Below are 15358 nucleotides of genomic sequence, written 5' to 3' on the forward strand. Positions count from 1 at the left end.
TCCCATCTCTTACCCGCGCCGTGCGCGGTGTTTCGCTTCGCATTTCAGCCAGTGTTCGGCGAAACGCATGACATCTTCTTCGCGGCTCTGCGGCCCCAGCGAGACCCGCAATGCCGATCCCGCCTCGGTTTCCGAAAAGCCCATTGCGACCAGCGCAGCAGAGCTTTTGACCTTCCCGCTCGAACAGGCGGAGCCTGCGGAAACCGCGAACCCGCCCAAGTCCATCTGCATCACCTGCGTCTCGCCCTTCCAGCCGGGCGTGATGAAGCAGGAGGTGTTCGGAAGCCTGTGCGATTCATTCCCGACAAAAATAGTCTCGCTTGCCCGATCCGCAATGGCGTTTTCTAGAATGTTTCTAAGTTTTTCGATCTCGCGCCAGATTCCGCCCTCAAGATCACGCGAGGCCGCTTCGGCTGCCGCACCGAAGCCCGCGATGCCGATCAGGTTCTCCGTGCCGGCCCGCCGACCCATCTCCTGACCGCCGCCTTTGAGCTGCGCCGCGATATCCGTGCCGCGCTTGACGATCAGCGCGCCCACGCCCTTCGGCCCGCCCAGCTTATGCGCCGAGACGATGCCACAGGTGGTGCCGAGCCAGTTGAACGCAAACGGGATCTTGCCGAAGCCTTGGGTGAGATCGCTCAGATACAGCCCCTCGGGCAGATCTTGGACCACGCCGGTCTCGGAATTGGCCAGTTGCAGGGCCGAGTTTGCGGGATCGGTGACGGTGATCCGCCCTGCCCGGTCCACGGGCAAATCCTCGATACACCAGCTGCGGATCGCGTCATGCTCGACGCCCGCGCAATGCACCTCGCGCCCGCTCAGCGCCAGCGCCGCCGCCTCGGTCGCGCCGGACGTGAAGATCACATCCTGCCCCTCGGCGCCCAAAGCGGCCGCGACCTGAGCGCGCGCGCGCTCCATCAGCGCCTTCGCCGCGCGCCCTTCGGAATGGACGGAGGACGGGTTGCCGACCACATCCATCGCTTCGATCATCGCCTGACGGGCCTCTGCCCTCAGCGGCGTTGTCGCGTTCCAGTCGAGATAGCTGCGCGCCATGATACGCTCCGCTTGGTTGGGTGTCGGATAGCTGCGGCGGGGATAGGGCAGCCGCGCCCCAGAAGAAAGGGCGTGCCTTCGACTTGGCAAAAATATCCCCCGCGGAGCGTCCGCGAGAGGCCATCACACCCCGGCGGTTGGAATTATTCGTCGACGACCGAGAACAGGCTCGGCACGGCGGGACAGGGTTTCATGCGGTTTTTCACCACATCGTCCAGCGTCGTCTGGTGCAGGAAGACGAAGACCTGTGCCGACAGGCTCTCCCACAAACGGTTCGCCATCGATTGCGCCCGCGATCCCGAAATCGCCCCTGACGCGCCAGCGCCGACATGCATCGCCGAGACGGTCTCGTCCACGGCCTCGAAAATCTCCGAGATGCGGATCTCCGACGGGCAGCGCGCCAGCCGGTAGCCGCCGCCCGGGCCGCGCACCGAATTCACCAGCCCCGCCCGGCGCAGCCGCACGAAGAGCTGCTCCAGATAGGGCAGCGAGATATCCTGACGCTCCGACAGCGCCGCCAGAGAGGTCCGGCTGCCTTCGCCCGCCAGCGCCAGATCGACCAGCGCGACCATCGCGTAACGGCCTTTCGTCGACAGTTTCATGCACCCTCCTCGGCCCGAGACCCATCCGAACCCGTATTTAGCCGAAAATCGGCCCGAAAACACCGCCCGCGCAGGAGTGAATCATTGCTAAAGCATTGACGCAAGCGCGAGGGCCGATTACCTCCACCAATGCCCGATCTCCCGGCATGGCGCCGGGGGAGGCTTTCTCCTAGGCCAGCCGCGCCGACCCGTCAAGAAAGGCAGGAGCGCAGGCGCCCAAGGAACCCAGAGCTGGCGCAATAAAAACGAGAGACGATGCCCGAAGTCATTTTTCCCGGTCCCGAAGGTCGCCTCGAGGGGCGCTACCACCCGCAGCCCGCACCCGACGCGCCGATCGCGATCATTCTGCACCCCGATCCGCAATTCGGCGGCACGATGAACAACCGCGTCGTCTATAACCTGCACTACGCCTTCTACAAAATGGGCTTCACCGTTCTGCGCTTCAACTTCCGGGGCGTGGGCCGCAGCCAAGGCGAATACGATCAAGGCGTGGGCGAATTGTCCGATGCGGCCTCGGCGCTGGACTACCTGCAGACGATGAACCCCAACTCGAAACATTGCTGGGTCGCGGGCCATTCCTTCGGCGCGTGGATCGGCATGCAGCTTCTGATGCGCCGCCCCGAGATCACCGGCTTCATCTCCGTGGCCCCGCCCGGCCCCTCGTCGCCCGGCCCCGGCAACTACGACTATTCCTTCCTCGCGCCCTGCCCGTCCTCGGGTCTGATCATCAACGGCACGAACGACCGGATCGCGCAGCCCAAGGAAACCGAACAACTGGTCTCCAAGCTGCAGGAGCAGAAGGGCATCACGATCACCCATGAGGTCATCGAAGGCGCGGACCACTTCTTCAAGAACGAAGAAGCCCATATGCAACCGATGATCGACACGGTTCAGACCTATGTCCGCCGCCGCCTGACGGAGGGCACGCGCTAATGGCGCTGATCGACGAACTTGCTGAAAAGCTCGCCACCGACACGATGGAGGCGATGCGCAAATACGACGACGAACGCCTCTTCATGGAGGTGAGCAACTATATCGGCACGTCGTCGCCCTCGCTGCAGGAGGCCTATATCACGGCCTGTCGCCTGCATATGGCCGAGCAGCGTGGCCGCGAATTCTTCGAGCGCAAGCTGGTGGAATTGGAAAAGCGGGCGCAGGCAGCGGCGAAGACACCGGATTCCGGGACCGGGTCATGAGCCCGGGGGCCGCGCGCGTCGTTTTCGCGGCAGCCCTCTCCCTCGCCCTGTCGCTGATCATCGCGACAGCTTTTCATGCAAGCCACATGATTTGCGATGGAGAGTGGGACGGCGCGTCGTCGCGCGGTGCGGCGCTGGTGATGGGCCTCGGCGAACTCCTCGCGAACCCGATGCATCTGATCCTTGTTGTGGCCCCGCTCTGGCTGGGCTGGGCCGGGTTGCTGCTCGCGGCCGCAAACCGCGCGATCCCGCCGGTTCTGGGGATGGGAATCGTCGTCTTCTCAATCCTCGCCACGGTCCTATTCTACGCCTTCGCGGCGCCGAACCTCGACTGTTCCGGCTATACCGACCGCGCGATGAGCTGGCGCGCCGGCGGTCTCTTCGCTTTCGTGGCCCTGCTTCTGCTTCTGCCCCGGCTCTGGAGACGTACATGACCCGGCTCGATCAGCAATTCACCTTCCTCGCCGAAGCCGAGAAACTGAAATCGGTGACCCGCGCGACGCCGATCCACGACGCCTCGCGCCCCGAGAATTCCGGAGAGCATAGCTGGTCGCTCGCGCTCTATGCGCTGACGCTGGCCGAGCAGGCGCCCGAAGGCGTCTCGATCGACCGGGTGATCCGGATGCTCCTGCTGCACGATCTGGTCGAGATCGACGTGGGCGATGTTCCGATCCACAGCCAAGGCGGCACGGCGCATGGCGCGGAAGACATCCTGAAAGCAGAAGCCGCCGCCGCCGAACGTATCTTCGGGTTGTTGCCCGGGGATCAGGGAGCGCAGATGCTGGCGCTCTGGCAGGAATTCGAGGCCAACGAGACCCCCGACGCGATCTTCGCGAAATCGCTCGACCGGGTGCAGCCTGTGCTGCTCAACCACCAGTCGGGCGGCGGGTCGTGGATCGATTACGATGTCAGCTTCACCCAACTCGAAGAGCGCATCGGCACCAAGATCGCCCGTGGCGCGCCCGCGGTGTGGGACTGGGTACGCGATCGGGTCGAAGGCTGGTTCGCCGCGCGCAGCTAAGCCGCGCCCGGCCCTCGCCCCCCCCTAATCCGAGGCGTTCCTCCGGGATTTCGCGGAACCTCCGTATACAATCGCATACCGTCTAGCCAAGCGCATCTGAATCGGGTAAGAGGCAGCAAACCGAGGCTTCAACCGAAGAGGGCTGTGCCATGAGCGACAAGAACACTCCTGACATCATTTACACCAAGGTCGACGAGGCCCCGGAACTGGCGAGCGCATCGCTGTTGCCGATCGTGCGCAAATTCGCGCAAGCGGCCGGGATTTCGGTGGGCACCAAGGATATCTCGCTCGCGGGCCGTATCCTCGCCACCTTCCCCGAAGCGCTCACCGAAGAGCAGCGCCAGTCGGACGATCTGGCTTGGCTCGGCGATTACGTGAAGACGCCGCAGGCCAACGTCATCAAGCTGCCGAACATCTCGGCCTCGGTGCCGCAGCTGGTCGCCGCCGTGCGCGAACTGCAAGGTCAGGGTTACGCCCTGCCCGACTACCCCGAAGAGCCGAAGACGGATGAGGAAAAAGCCGTCCGCGCGAAATACGACTCGATCAAGGGCTCGGCCGTGAACCCGGTGCTGCGCGAGGGCAACTCCGACCGCCGCGCTGCCGCCGCCGTGAAGAAATTCGCGCAGAACAACCCGCACCGCATGGGCGAGTGGACCGCCGACAGCAAGACCCGCGTGGCCACCATGTCGGAAGGCGATTTCTTCTCGAACGAACTCTCGGCCACCGTGCCGAAGGCATCCACCGCGAAGATCGTTCTGGAAGGCGCCGATGGCGAAACCATTCTCAAGGACGGCGTGAGCTACCCCGAAGGCACCGTGGTCGATGCGACCTACATGTCGGCTGACAAGCTCGACGCCTTCCTTGCCGAGGAAATCAAGAAAACCAAGGACGAAGGCGTCCTGTTCTCGCTGCACATGAAAGCGACGATGATGAAGGTCTCCGACCCGATCATCTTCGGTCATGCGGTGAAGGAATGGCTCAAGCCGGTCTTCGAGAAATACGGCGACAAGATGAAGTCGCTCGGCGTCGATCCGGCCTCGGGCATGGGCGACCTGCTGGAGCGCGTGAAGGGCGAGCCGGAGATCCTCGCCGCGATCGAGGAAGTCCGCGACCAGCGTCCGCCGATGTATATGGTGAACTCGGACAAGGGCATCACCAACCTGCATGTGCCGTCCGACGTCATCATCGACGCCTCGATGCCCGCGCTGATCCGCGCCGGCGGCAAGGGCTGGGGCCCGGACAACAAGGAGCATGACTGCGTCTGCGTGATCCCGGACAGCTCCTATGCACCTGTCTACGATGCGACGATCGAGTATTTCAAAGCCAACGGCAAACTGAACCCCGCCACCGCGGGCACCGTTCAGAACATCGGCCTGATGGCACAGAAAGCCGAGGAATACGGCTCGCACCCGACCACCTTCGAGATCCCGACCGACGGCACCGTGAAGATGGTTCTGGACGACGGCACGGTCCTGCATTCGCATGACGTGAAGAAGGGCGACATCTGGCGTTCGGCCTCGGCCCGCAAGGCGCCGATCGAAGACTGGGTGAACCTCGCCATCGACCGTCAGAAGGCGACCGGCTACCGCGCGATCTTCTGGCTCGACGAGACCCGCGCCCACGATGCGGAGCTGATCTCCTTCGTGAAGCCGATCTTGGAGGCCAAAGGCGTGGCCGACAAGTTCGAGATCATGGCCCCGCGTGAGGCGACCATCGCCTCGCTCGAGACCATCACCAAGGGCGAGAACACGATCGCGATCACCGGCAACGTGCTGCGCGACTACCTGACCGACCTGTTCCCGATCCTCGAGCTGGCCACCTCGGCCAAGATGCTCTCGATCGTGAAGCTGATGCAGGGCGGCGGTCTGTTCGAGACCGGCGCGGGCGGCTCGGCGCCCAAGCACGTCCAGCAGCTGGTTGAAGAAAACCACCTGCGTTGGGACAGCCTCGGCGAATTCTGCGCCTTGGGCGAGAGCTTCAAGTTCTTCGCCGACCAGACCGACAACGCGAAAGCGCGCGTGCTGGGTGAAACCGTGGAGACCGCGACGCAGGGCATTCTCGACAATGACCGCTCGCCCTCGCGCAAGGTCGGCGAGCCCGACAACCGCGCCAGCCACTACTGGTTCGCCCGCTACTGGGCCGACGCGCTGGCCGCACAGTCGAGCGATGCCGAGCTGGCCGCCGAATTCGCCCCCATTGCCAAGGCGCTGGCCGATGGCGAAGCGAAGATCGTGGCCGAACTGGCAGAGGTTCAGGGCAAGCCCGCCGATATCGGCGGCTACTACCACGCCGATCCGAAAAAGCTCTCGGCGGTGATGCGCCCGAGCGAAACGCTCAACGCCATCATCGGCTGAGAGCACTGAGACAGAGGGGGCGGCGCGGGCCGCCCCTTTCGATTCCCGGCCTCCCCGGAACACAAACCCGTGAATTTTGGAAGGAACGCGCATGACCAAGATCAAGGTAGACAACCCCGTCGTCGAACTCGACGGCGACGAGATGACCCGCATCATCTGGGACTTCATCAAGCAGAAGCTGATCCTGCCCTATCTCGATATCGACCTGAAATATTACGACCTCGGCATCGAGAGCCGCGACGCGACCGACGACCAGATCACCGTCGACGCGGCCGAGGCGATCAAGCAATACGGCGTCGGCGTCAAATGCGCGACGATCACGCCGGACGAGGCGCGCATGGAGGAATTCAACCTCAAGCGCATGTATCGCTCGCCCAACGGCACGATCCGCAACATCCTCGGCGGCGTCATCTTCCGCGAGCCGATCATCTGCAAGAACGTCCCGCGCCTCGTTCCGGGCTGGACCAAGCCGATCGTCGTGGGTCGTCACGCCTATGGCGACCAGTACAAAGCCACCGATTTCCGCTTCCCCGGCAAGGGCACGATCACGCTGAAATTCGTGGGCGACGATGGCGAGGTGATCGAGAAGGAAGTGTTCAAGGCCCCCGACGCGGGCGTCGTGATGGGCATGTACAACCTCGACAAATCGATCATCGACTTCGCGCGGGCCTCGCTGAACTACGGTCTGCTGAAGGGCTGGCCGGTGTATCTCTCGACCAAGAACACGATCCTCAAAGCCTATGACGGGCGCTTCAAGGATCTGTTCCAGCAGGTCTTCGAAGAAGAATTCGCCGAGAAGTTCAAGGACGCGGGCATCTGGTACGAGCACCGCCTGATCGACGACATGGTGGCGAGCTCGCTGAAATGGTCGGGCGGCTATGTCTGGGCCTGCAAGAACTACGATGGCGACGTGCAGTCGGATACGGTCGCGCAGGGCTTCGGCTCGCTGGGCCTGATGACCTCGATCCTGATGACGCCCGATGGCAAGACGGTGGAAGCCGAGGCCGCGCACGGCACGGTGACGCGTCACTACCGCCAGCATCAGCAGGGCAAGGAGACCTCGACGAACTCCATCGCCTCGATCTTCGCCTGGACGGGTGGCCTGAAGCACCGCGCCAAGCTGGACGACAACGCGCAGCTTCAGACTTTCGCGGAAACGCTCGAGAAGGTCTGCGTGCAGGCGGTCGAAGACGGTCACATGACCAAGGACCTCGCGCTGCTCGTCGGCCCCGATCAGAAGTGGCTGACCACGATGGGCTTCCTCGAGAAAATCGACGAATACCTGAACAAGTCGCTGTCGCTGTAAAGCGCGCGAAACGGGTTGAGGAAGGCGGGGTTCTCCCCGCCTTTTTCATTTGGCGAGGCGGTTGGCTCCTGACTGGCATGGGGCGACCAGCCCCGGGCCGCGCCCGACCTCCCCCCGGGAGGGCGCATCGGCGATGTCCGCGCAGGCACGACCGACACACGGGCAGCACGATAAAGCGCCAAATCACGAACGAGGCACAGCGCCCACCCGAGGTCGGGCGCGTCCCTCAATCCTTAGTCGGGCCAGGCGCATCACACGCCCGGCCCTTTCGCTTACCGCATCATGCTCCACGGCTCTGGCGGAGGCTCGGCGGGCCCGAGCCCGATATCTCTGCGCAAGTGGTCGCTGAGTTGCTCCGCATCGAGCGGGCGCGGCTTGCCGCCACGCGCGATGAGCGCGAACAGCGCCGCGCGGAGAACTTTGCCTGCGCCGAACTTGGCGATGGCGGCTTCGATGGTGAACGCGTCGCTCGGACGCTCGAGAGTCTGGATCATGTCATGTCCCGGCGCGGGACCATCCCCGCAACCGGCCTTTCTTCTACTGATGTGAAAGAAGACCCGACGGGGACCGCGAGAGCGCGGCCAAGATGCGTCGCGACAGGATCGGGACGCGGAAATCGGGTCAGTTTGCGGGAGTGGGGCCTAGGCCCCGGGGCGTATCGGGAGGGTCAGTCCTGGCGTCGTGCGACGCGAGTGGTGCCCGAAAAACCGATACGGGTTTCGCACTGCGATGCGAGGGCTTGGCGATATGACATCATGGCGGCCCTCCTCTTGTCTTGGGCATTGCGAATGGCGCCAATTGGCCCGATCCCGAAAGCGGCGGCAACTCACGCGACTGTGATCCGCAGGTATTGGAGCACCTCTGTTGCCGATGCGCCTCAGTTCTTGCGCTTGGCGTTGCCGCGTGGCATCTGAGCGCCATGAGCGAGACCCGTATCCAAGACCCGCACCGCCACACCCTGCCCGAGGACACCCAAGGGCTTCTCACCGGCACCTTGCTGGTGGCGCTGTCGGTGTCGCTGCTGCATGGCGCGGGGCTGTTTACCGGGCAGATCGCGGGCCTGTCGCTGGTGCTGTCTTACGTCACCGGCTGGAGCTTCGGCGCGATCTTCTTCACGCTCAACCTGCCCTTCTACTGGCTTGCCTTCCGCCGGATGGGCGCGCGGTTCACGGTGAAGACGGTGCTCTCGGTCGCGCTCCTGTCCGGATTTACCGAAGTTTTTCCGCATCTTCTGAGCTTCGCCATCCTCCACCCCGGCGCTGCCGCCGTTCTGGCGGGCGTGACCGCAGGCGCGGGCCTTCTGGCCCTGTTCCGTCACGGCGCGAGCCTTGGCGGCGTGGGGATCGTGGCGCTTTATCTGCAGGACAAGACCGGTTTCAAAGCGGGCCGCACGCAGATCCTGTTCGACTGCGGCGTGTTCCTCTTCGCGCTCTTCGTGCTGCCGCTCGACAAGGTGCTGTGGTCGCTCTTGGGCGCGATGGTTCTCAACGTCATCATCCTGATCAACCACCGCCGCGACCGCTATATCGCCACCTGACCCGGGCGTGATCTGCGGGCAACGGGTCCGAGCACCCTGCCCCGACCCTTTCGCGCGACGCAAAGCCGACCTGCGCCCAGCGATTTGGTAGGTCAGCTTTTATGCCCTATTATTAGGTCATGACCACTGACGCACATATCACCGCCGACCAGATCGCAGCCAAAGAGGCGACCCGTCCGCATTACTCGAAGCTCGAGGATCTGCAGGGCCTTGTCGTGGCAGCCGCACAGGCCGCGCTGGGGATTCACCTGCTGCGCGCCGCGGGCCTCGTGACCGGGGGCACCGCAGGCGCCGCGCTGATCCTGTCCTATATCACGGGGTTCAGCTTCGGAGTCGTGTTCTTCGTGATCAACATCCCCTTCTACGCCTTCGCCTATTTCGCGCGCGGCGCAGGTTTCGCGCTGAAAAGCCTCGTGACCGTGACGCTCGTGTCGCTGATGGCCGAGGCGCTCAAACCCGTCCTGCATGTCGCGGAAATTCACCCCGCCGTGGCCGCCGTGCTGTTCGGTATCTCGGCGGGCGTCGGCCTGCTGGGTCTCTTCCGCCACAAGGGCAGCCTTGGCGGCGTCTCCATCGTCGCCGTGATCCTGCAGGACAAGTTCGGCTTCCGCGCCGGCTGGACGCAGCTGATCCATGACCTGTGCCTGTTTGTCATCGCTAGCTTCATCCTCGCGCCGCCGCTGGTGCTCTACTCGCTTCTGGGCGCGATCGTGCTGAACTTCATCGTCGCGATGAACCACCGTCGCGACTGGTATATCGCCGAGTGATCCGGCAGACTGCCGGGCATGTTCAACACCTACCTCTTCCTGCTCATCGCGGTCGCCTTCGAGACCTTCGGCTCGGCCTGTCTGCAGGCCAGCCAGCAATTCACGCGTCTCTGGCCGACGGTGGGCGTCGCGGTGGGCTTCATCGGCGGGCTCTATTTCTTCACGCTGGTGCTGAAGGTGCTGCCGCTCGGGATCACCTATGCGCTGTGGTCCGGGATCGGCATGGTGCTGATCGCGGGCGTGGGCTGGCTGATGTTCAATCAGCGGCTGGATTTGCCCGCCCTGATCGGGATCGCGCTGATTCTGATGGGGATCATCGTGATCAACCTGTTCTCGAAATCGCATTTCCACTGACGTGATGCCGCATCGCGGCGCGATTGCCGAGCTGGGGGCTAGCCGAGAGGCAATCTTTCCTTTATGGGCGGGGCAACTCAAGAACAGGACGACCTCCCATGGACCTTCGCAACATTGCGATCATCGCTCACGTGGACCACGGCAAGACGACGCTCGTGGACCAGCTTCTGCGCCAATCGGGCGCTTTCCGTGAAAACCAAGCCGTCGCCGAACGCGCGATGGACAGCAACGACATCGAACGCGAACGCGGCATTACCATTCTCGCCAAGGCCACCTCGGTCGAGTGGAAAGGCACCCGCATCAACATCGTCGACACCCCCGGCCACGCCGATTTCGGCGGCGAGGTGGAGCGTATCCTGTCGATGGTGGACGGTGTTGTGCTGCTGGTGGACGCAGCCGAAGGCCCGATGCCGCAGACCAAGTTCGTGACCTCGAAAGCGCTCGCGCTCGGCCTGAAGCCGATCGTCGTGCTCAACAAGGTCGACAAGCCCGCAGCCGAGCCCGATCGCGCGCTCGACGAAGTGTTCGACCTCTTCGCGAACCTCGACGCCGATGAAGAGCAGCTCGACTTCCCGCACCTTTATGCCTCCGGCATCGGCGGCTGGTGCGACGAAGAGCTGGACGGCCCGCGCGAGAACCTCGACGCGCTGTTCGATCTGATCCTCAAGCATGTCGAGCCGCCGAAGCAGGAATTCCGCGCCGACGAGCCCTTCCAGATGCTGGCCACCACGCTTTCGGCCGACCCGTTCATCGGGCGCATCCTCACGGGTCGCATCGAGGCGGGCACGCTGAAAGTCGGCGATCAGCTCAAAGCGCTCTCGCGCAAGGGCGACCGCATCGAGGCCTTCCGCTGCACCAAGATCCTCGCTTTCCGTGGTCTGTCGCAGCAGCCGATCGACGAAGCCGTCGCAGGCGACATCGTCACCGTCGCGGGCATGACCAAGGCGACCGTGGCCGACACGCTCTGCGCGCCCGAAGTCGACACCCCGATCGACGCGCAGCCGATCGATCCGCCGACGATCTCGGTGACCTTCGGCATCAACGACTCGCCGCTCGCCGGCAAGGACGGCTCGAAGGTGCAGTCGCGCATCATTCGCGACCGCCTGATGAAAGAGGCCGAAACCAATGTCGCGATCCGCGTCGAGGACACCCCCGGCGGCGACGCCTTCGTGGTCTCGGGCCGTGGCGAACTTCAGATGGGCGTTCTGATCGAGAACATGCGCCGCGAAGGGTTCGAACTGTCGATCTCGCGCCCGAAGGTGATCTTCCGCGAGGAAGACGGCCAGCGCATGGAACCGATCGAGGAAGTCATCATCGACGTGGATGAGGAATATTCCGGCGTCGTGATCGAGAAACTGACCGGCTACCGCAAGGGCGAGCTGGCCGAGATGCGCCCCGCCGAGGGTGGCAAGACCCGCATCGTGGCCCATGTCCCCTCGCGCGGCATGATCGGCTATCAGGGCGAGTTCCTGACCGACACGCGCGGCTCGGGCGTGCTCAACCGCCTGTTCCATGGCTGGACCCCTTACAAGGGCCCGATCGACGGCCGCCGTCAGGGCGTGCTGATCTCGATGGAGAATGGCGTATCGGTCGCCTACGCGCTGTGGAACCTCGAAGAACGCGGCAAGCTGTTCATCGGCGCGCAGGAGCAGGTCTACACGGGCATGATCATCGGCGAGCATTCGCGCGAGAACGATCTCGAAGTGAACCCGCTCAAGGGCAAGAAGCTGACCAACGTCCGCGCCTCGGGCACGGATGAAGCGGTCCGCCTGACCCCGCCGACGCGGATGTCGCTCGAGGAAGCCATCGCCTATATCAACGATGACGAACTCGTCGAGGTCACGCCGAAGTCGATCCGACTGCGCAAACTGCACCTTGATCCGCACGAGCGTAAGCGCGCCGCGCGCGAAGCGTGATCGGTTGCGGCCCGCGCCGCATCGGAACACCGCAAGCTGACGTCACGAAGAAGGCCCCGCGCACCCGCCGGGGTCTTCTCCATGATTGCACCCGCCGCTTGCGGCCTTTATAAGGTTCCACAACAATATCTAGAATATCGAGGCGCGCGTGACCGACACTCCTGAACCGCCGGAAACCGAAGAAGAAGGCCCCGGGCGGCCCGCTTATCTCGGCCCCACCGTTTCCATCGCGGATGAGATGAAGACCGCCTATCTCGATTACGCGATGAGCGTGATCGTGAGCCGCGCGATCCCCGATCTGCGCGACGGTCTGAAGCCCGTTCACCGGCGCATTCTCTTCGCGATGCACGAGACCGGGAACACCTTCGACAAGCCCTATCGTAAATCGGCACGTCCGGTCGGCGACGTGATGGGTCAGTATCACCCGCATGGCGACGCCGCGATCTACGACGCGTTGGTGCGGATGGCGCAGCCCTTCTCGATGTCGCTGCCGCTGCTCGACGGTCAGGGCAACTTCGGCTCGATGGACGGCGATAACGCGGCTGCGATGCGCTACACCGAAGTGCGCATGGCGAAACCGGCCAATTACATTCTCGCCGATATCGAGAAAGACACGGTCGATTTCCAGGACAACTACGACGGCAAGCAGGAAGAACCGACGGTGCTTCCGGCGCGCTTCCCGAACATGCTGGTCAACGGCGCGGGCGGTATCGCCGTGGGCATGGCGACCAACATTCCGCCGCATAACCTCGGCGAGGTCTGCGACGCGACGCTGGCGCTGATCGACAACCCGGACATGTCGGACGAGGCGATCATGGAGATCGTCCCCGCTCCCGACTTCCCCACCGGCGGCCTGATCATGGGCCGTGGTGGCGCACGCAAAGCTTACCTTGAAGGTCGTGGCTCGGTCATTATCCGGGCGAAAACCCGCGTGGAAGAGATCCGCAAGGACCGCTTCGCGATCGTGCTGGACGAGATTCCCTATCAGGTGAACAAGGCGGCGATGATCGAAAAGATCGCCGATCTGGTACGCGAGAAGAAGCTCGAAGGCATCTCCAACATCGCCGACGAATCCGACCGCGTCGGTGTGCGCGTCGTGATCGAGCTGAAGCGCGACGCGACCCCGGATGTGGTGCTCAACCAGCTTTTCCGCTTCACGCAGATGCAGACCTCGTTTGGCTGCAACATGCTGGCGCTGAACGGCGGCCGCCCCGAGCAGCTGACGCTGCGCCAATTCCTCAGCTATTTCATCAGCTTCCGCGAGGAAGTTGTGGCGCGCCGCACCGCGTTCGAACTGCGTAAGGCACGCGAGCGCAGCCACGTCCTGTGCGGTCTGGCCGTGGCAGTGTCGAACGTGGACGAGGTCGTGGCCACCATCCGCTCCTCGGCCGATGCGGCAGAGGCCCGCGCCCGCCTGATGGAGCGCCGCTGGCCGGCCCATGACATCGTCGAATATCTCAAGTTGATCGACGATCCGCTGCATCCGGTCAACGATGACGGCACCTACAACCTGTCGGAAACGCAGGCCCGCGCGATCCTTGATCTGCGCCTGCAGCGTCTGACCCAGATCGGGGTGAAGGAAGTCACGGACGAACTCGCCCAACTGGCCGAGAAGATCCGCGAATACCTCGCCATCCTCGCCTCGCGCGAGCGGATCATGGCGATCATCGCCGACGAGCTGCGCGAAGTGCGCGAGCTGTTTGCCGTGCCGCGCCGCACCGAGATCATCGACTGGGCCGGCGACATGGCCGACGAAGACCTGATCGAGCGCGAAGACATGGTCGTGACGGTCACCCAGGGCGGCTACATCAAGCGCACGCCGCTCGCCGATTTCCGCTCGCAGAAGCGCGGCGGCAAGGGGCTGTCGGGTGGCGCGCTGAAGGATGACGACACGGTCACCACGCTGTTTGTCGCCAACACCCATACGCAGCTTCTGTTCTTCACGACCGGCGGCATGGTCTACAAGATGAAGTGCTGGCAACTGCCGCTCGGCTCGCGCCAGTCGAAGGGCAAGGCGATCGTCAACATCCTGCCGATCCCCACCGGCGTCTCAATCGCGGCGATCACGCCGGTCGATCGCGACGAGGCGGAATGGGACGACCTGCAGATGGTCTTCGCGACCTCCAAGGGCACCGTGCGCCGCAACCGCCTGTCGGATTTCACCAACGTCATGCGCAACGGCAAGATCGCGATGAAATTCGAGGACGAGAACGAAGGCATGCGCCTGATCAATGCGCGCATCTGTTCCGAGGACGACGACGTGATGCTGGTCACCGCCAGCGGTCGCGCGATCCGCTTCCCCGTGCCGGAAGTGCGCGTGTTCAACTCGCGCAACTCGGTCGGTGTGCGCGGCATCAAGCTCAAGGGCGATGACGAGGTCGTCTCGATGTCGGTCATCCGCCACTTCGAGGCCACTTCGGAAGAGCGTGTGGCCTACCTCAAGCAACGTCGCCTGATGGCGGGCGTCACCGAGGAAGAGATCGAGCCCGACGAGGACGAAGAAGCCGTGGCCGAAGGTCAGCTTTCGACCGAACGCTACGCCGAGATGTCCGCCGCCGAGGATCTGATCCTGACGATCACCTCGAAAGGCTCGGGCAAGATCTCGTCGAGCCATGACTACCCGACCCGCGGTCGCGGCGGTCAGGGCGTGACGGCGATCGACAAGGCGATGCGGGGCGGCCCGCTTGTGGCCTCCTTCCCTGTCGAGATGAGCGATCAGATCATGCTCGCCACCTCGACGGGTCAGTCGATCCGTTGCCCGGTGGAAGACATCTCTTTCCGCTCGCGCTCTGCCGGTGGCGTGCGTGTGTTCAACACCGCCAAGGGCGAGGTCGTGGTCTCGGTCGCGCGGATCGCCGATCAGGGCGATGACGACGATCTGGACGCCGACGCCGAAGGGTCGACCGATGCGCCGGACGCGCCCGACACGTCGGGTGACGGCGGCACGCCGGATAGCGAAAGCTGAACCGCCGAGGCTGTTCCCAATTCGGAACGGCTTCGCAAAAAGCAATGAAATCGAGCCCCCGCTCCGCAAGGACGGGGGCTTTTTCTTGTTACAGCACGGGTTCGACGTCTGGAACTTCGGCGGGCGCGTGGCGCCCTACAAAGGCTGGAACAAGAAGCTGTTCCGCTACCGACCCAGCTTCTGATTACAGACGGGATCCGATGTTGCGGCCCGGCCACGCGCCGGGCGGTTTCCATTTTTTCTTTCCTCCAATGCCCCTTCTGCGCGGAACCACCCCTGAAGCCACC

Annotated in this window: 14 protein-coding genes; 11 read left to right on the forward strand and 3 right to left on the reverse strand. The window is 63.9% G+C overall.

Annotated features, from left to right (window positions below; all coding sequences use genetic code 11):
- Positions 1–9: 9 nt before the first annotated feature.
- Positions 10–1053: a cysteine desulfurase family protein gene (locus AKL02_RS10580; protein ID WP_083076917.1), complete on the reverse strand. Its 1044-nt coding sequence runs from the start codon at positions 1051–1053 to the stop codon at positions 10–12.
- A 143-nt stretch (positions 1054–1196) separates the two neighbouring features.
- Entirely contained in the window at positions 1197–1655 is a 459-nt protein-coding gene (gene iscR / locus AKL02_RS10585; RefSeq protein ID WP_078520720.1) for a Fe-S cluster assembly transcriptional regulator IscR, read from the reverse strand.
- A 255-nt stretch (positions 1656–1910) separates the two neighbouring features.
- On the opposite strand from iscR, the gene AKL02_RS10590 reads away from it, so the two are divergent.
- From AKL02_RS10590 to AKL02_RS10615, 6 genes are all read left to right on the forward strand, one after another.
- Positions 1911–2588: an alpha/beta hydrolase gene (locus AKL02_RS10590; RefSeq protein WP_078550297.1), complete on the forward strand. Its 678-nt coding sequence runs from the start codon at positions 1911–1913 to the stop codon at positions 2586–2588.
- A complete protein-coding gene (locus AKL02_RS10595; protein WP_198453180.1) occupies positions 2588–2851 on the forward strand; it encodes a hypothetical protein in 264 nt (87 codons plus the stop codon). The genes AKL02_RS10590 and AKL02_RS10595 overlap by 1 nt, the downstream gene beginning before the upstream one ends.
- Positions 2848–3285, forward strand: coding sequence for a hypothetical protein (locus AKL02_RS10600; RefSeq protein ID WP_083076921.1), 438 nt, complete (start codon positions 2848–2850; stop codon positions 3283–3285). The genes AKL02_RS10595 and AKL02_RS10600 overlap by 4 nt, the downstream gene beginning before the upstream one ends.
- Positions 3282–3872, forward strand: coding sequence for an HD domain-containing protein (locus AKL02_RS10605; RefSeq protein ID WP_083076925.1), 591 nt, complete (start codon positions 3282–3284; stop codon positions 3870–3872). The genes AKL02_RS10600 and AKL02_RS10605 overlap by 4 nt, the downstream gene beginning before the upstream one ends.
- Positions 3873–4021: 149 nt before the next feature.
- Positions 4022–6226: an NADP-dependent isocitrate dehydrogenase gene (locus AKL02_RS10610; RefSeq protein ID WP_083076928.1), complete on the forward strand. Its 2205-nt coding sequence runs from the start codon at positions 4022–4024 to the stop codon at positions 6224–6226.
- A gap of 91 nt (positions 6227–6317) precedes the next feature.
- Positions 6318–7532, forward strand: a complete 1215-nt coding sequence (locus AKL02_RS10615; protein WP_083076932.1) for an NADP-dependent isocitrate dehydrogenase — start codon at positions 6318–6320, stop codon at positions 7530–7532.
- 272 nt (positions 7533–7804) lie between these two features.
- Here AKL02_RS10615 and AKL02_RS10620 read toward each other — a convergent pair whose 3' ends face one another.
- Complete coding sequence (locus tag AKL02_RS10620) at positions 7805–8026, reverse strand: hypothetical protein (protein WP_078550289.1); 222 nt, start codon at positions 8024–8026, stop codon at positions 7805–7807.
- 425 nt (positions 8027–8451) lie between these two features.
- On the opposite strand from AKL02_RS10620, the gene AKL02_RS10625 reads away from it, so the two are divergent.
- The 5 genes from AKL02_RS10625 to gyrA all read left to right on the forward strand — a co-directional run bounded on the left by AKL02_RS10625 (position 8452) and on the right by gyrA (position 15071).
- On the forward strand, positions 8452–9069 hold the full coding sequence (locus AKL02_RS10625; protein WP_083076936.1) for a YitT family protein: 618 nt from the start codon (positions 8452–8454) through the stop codon (positions 9067–9069).
- A gap of 119 nt (positions 9070–9188) precedes the next feature.
- On the forward strand, positions 9189–9836 hold the full coding sequence (locus AKL02_RS10630) for a YitT family protein (protein WP_083076940.1): 648 nt from the start codon (positions 9189–9191) through the stop codon (positions 9834–9836).
- Positions 9837–9854: 18 nt separating this feature from the next.
- Positions 9855–10190 (forward strand): DMT family transporter, encoded by a 336-nt coding sequence (locus AKL02_RS10635; protein ID WP_083076943.1) that lies wholly within the window; start codon positions 9855–9857, stop codon positions 10188–10190.
- Between the two features lie 98 nt (positions 10191–10288).
- On the forward strand, positions 10289–12106 hold the full coding sequence (typA, locus tag AKL02_RS10640) for a translational GTPase TypA (protein WP_078540857.1): 1818 nt from the start codon (positions 10289–10291) through the stop codon (positions 12104–12106).
- Between the two features lie 148 nt (positions 12107–12254).
- Complete coding sequence (gene gyrA, locus AKL02_RS10645) at positions 12255–15071, forward strand: DNA gyrase subunit A (RefSeq protein WP_083076947.1); 2817 nt, start codon at positions 12255–12257, stop codon at positions 15069–15071.
- The last annotated feature ends 287 nt before the right edge of the window (positions 15072–15358 follow it).

It is taken from the genome of Thioclava electrotropha (assembly GCF_002085925.2).
GTDB lineage: Bacteria > Pseudomonadota > Alphaproteobacteria > Rhodobacterales > Rhodobacteraceae > Thioclava > Thioclava electrotropha.

Coding starts and splice junctions, on each gene's coding strand:
- AKL02_RS10580 (WP_083076917.1), bottom strand. CDS start 1,053: ATGGCGCGCAGCTATCTCGACTGGAACGCGACAACGCCGCTGAGGGCA.
- AKL02_RS10615 (WP_083076932.1), top strand. CDS start 6,318: ATGACCAAGATCAAGGTAGACAACCCCGTCGTCGAACTCGACGGCGAC.
- typA (WP_078540857.1), top strand. CDS start 10,289: ATGGACCTTCGCAACATTGCGATCATCGCTCACGTGGACCACGGCAAG.
- AKL02_RS10625 (WP_083076936.1), top strand. CDS start 8,452: ATGAGCGAGACCCGTATCCAAGACCCGCACCGCCACACCCTGCCCGAG.
- AKL02_RS10600 (WP_083076921.1), top strand. CDS start 2,848: ATGAGCCCGGGGGCCGCGCGCGTCGTTTTCGCGGCAGCCCTCTCCCTC.
- AKL02_RS10620 (WP_078550289.1), bottom strand. CDS start 8,026: ATGATCCAGACTCTCGAGCGTCCGAGCGACGCGTTCACCATCGAAGCC.
- AKL02_RS10635 (WP_083076943.1), top strand. CDS start 9,855: ATGTTCAACACCTACCTCTTCCTGCTCATCGCGGTCGCCTTCGAGACC.
- iscR (WP_078520720.1), bottom strand. CDS start 1,655: ATGAAACTGTCGACGAAAGGCCGTTACGCGATGGTCGCGCTGGTCGAT.
- AKL02_RS10595 (WP_198453180.1), top strand. CDS start 2,588: ATGGCGCTGATCGACGAACTTGCTGAAAAGCTCGCCACCGACACGATG.
- AKL02_RS10605 (WP_083076925.1), top strand. CDS start 3,282: ATGACCCGGCTCGATCAGCAATTCACCTTCCTCGCCGAAGCCGAGAAA.
- AKL02_RS10590 (WP_078550297.1), top strand. CDS start 1,911: ATGCCCGAAGTCATTTTTCCCGGTCCCGAAGGTCGCCTCGAGGGGCGC.
- AKL02_RS10630 (WP_083076940.1), top strand. CDS start 9,189: ATGACCACTGACGCACATATCACCGCCGACCAGATCGCAGCCAAAGAG.
- AKL02_RS10610 (WP_083076928.1), top strand. CDS start 4,022: ATGAGCGACAAGAACACTCCTGACATCATTTACACCAAGGTCGACGAG.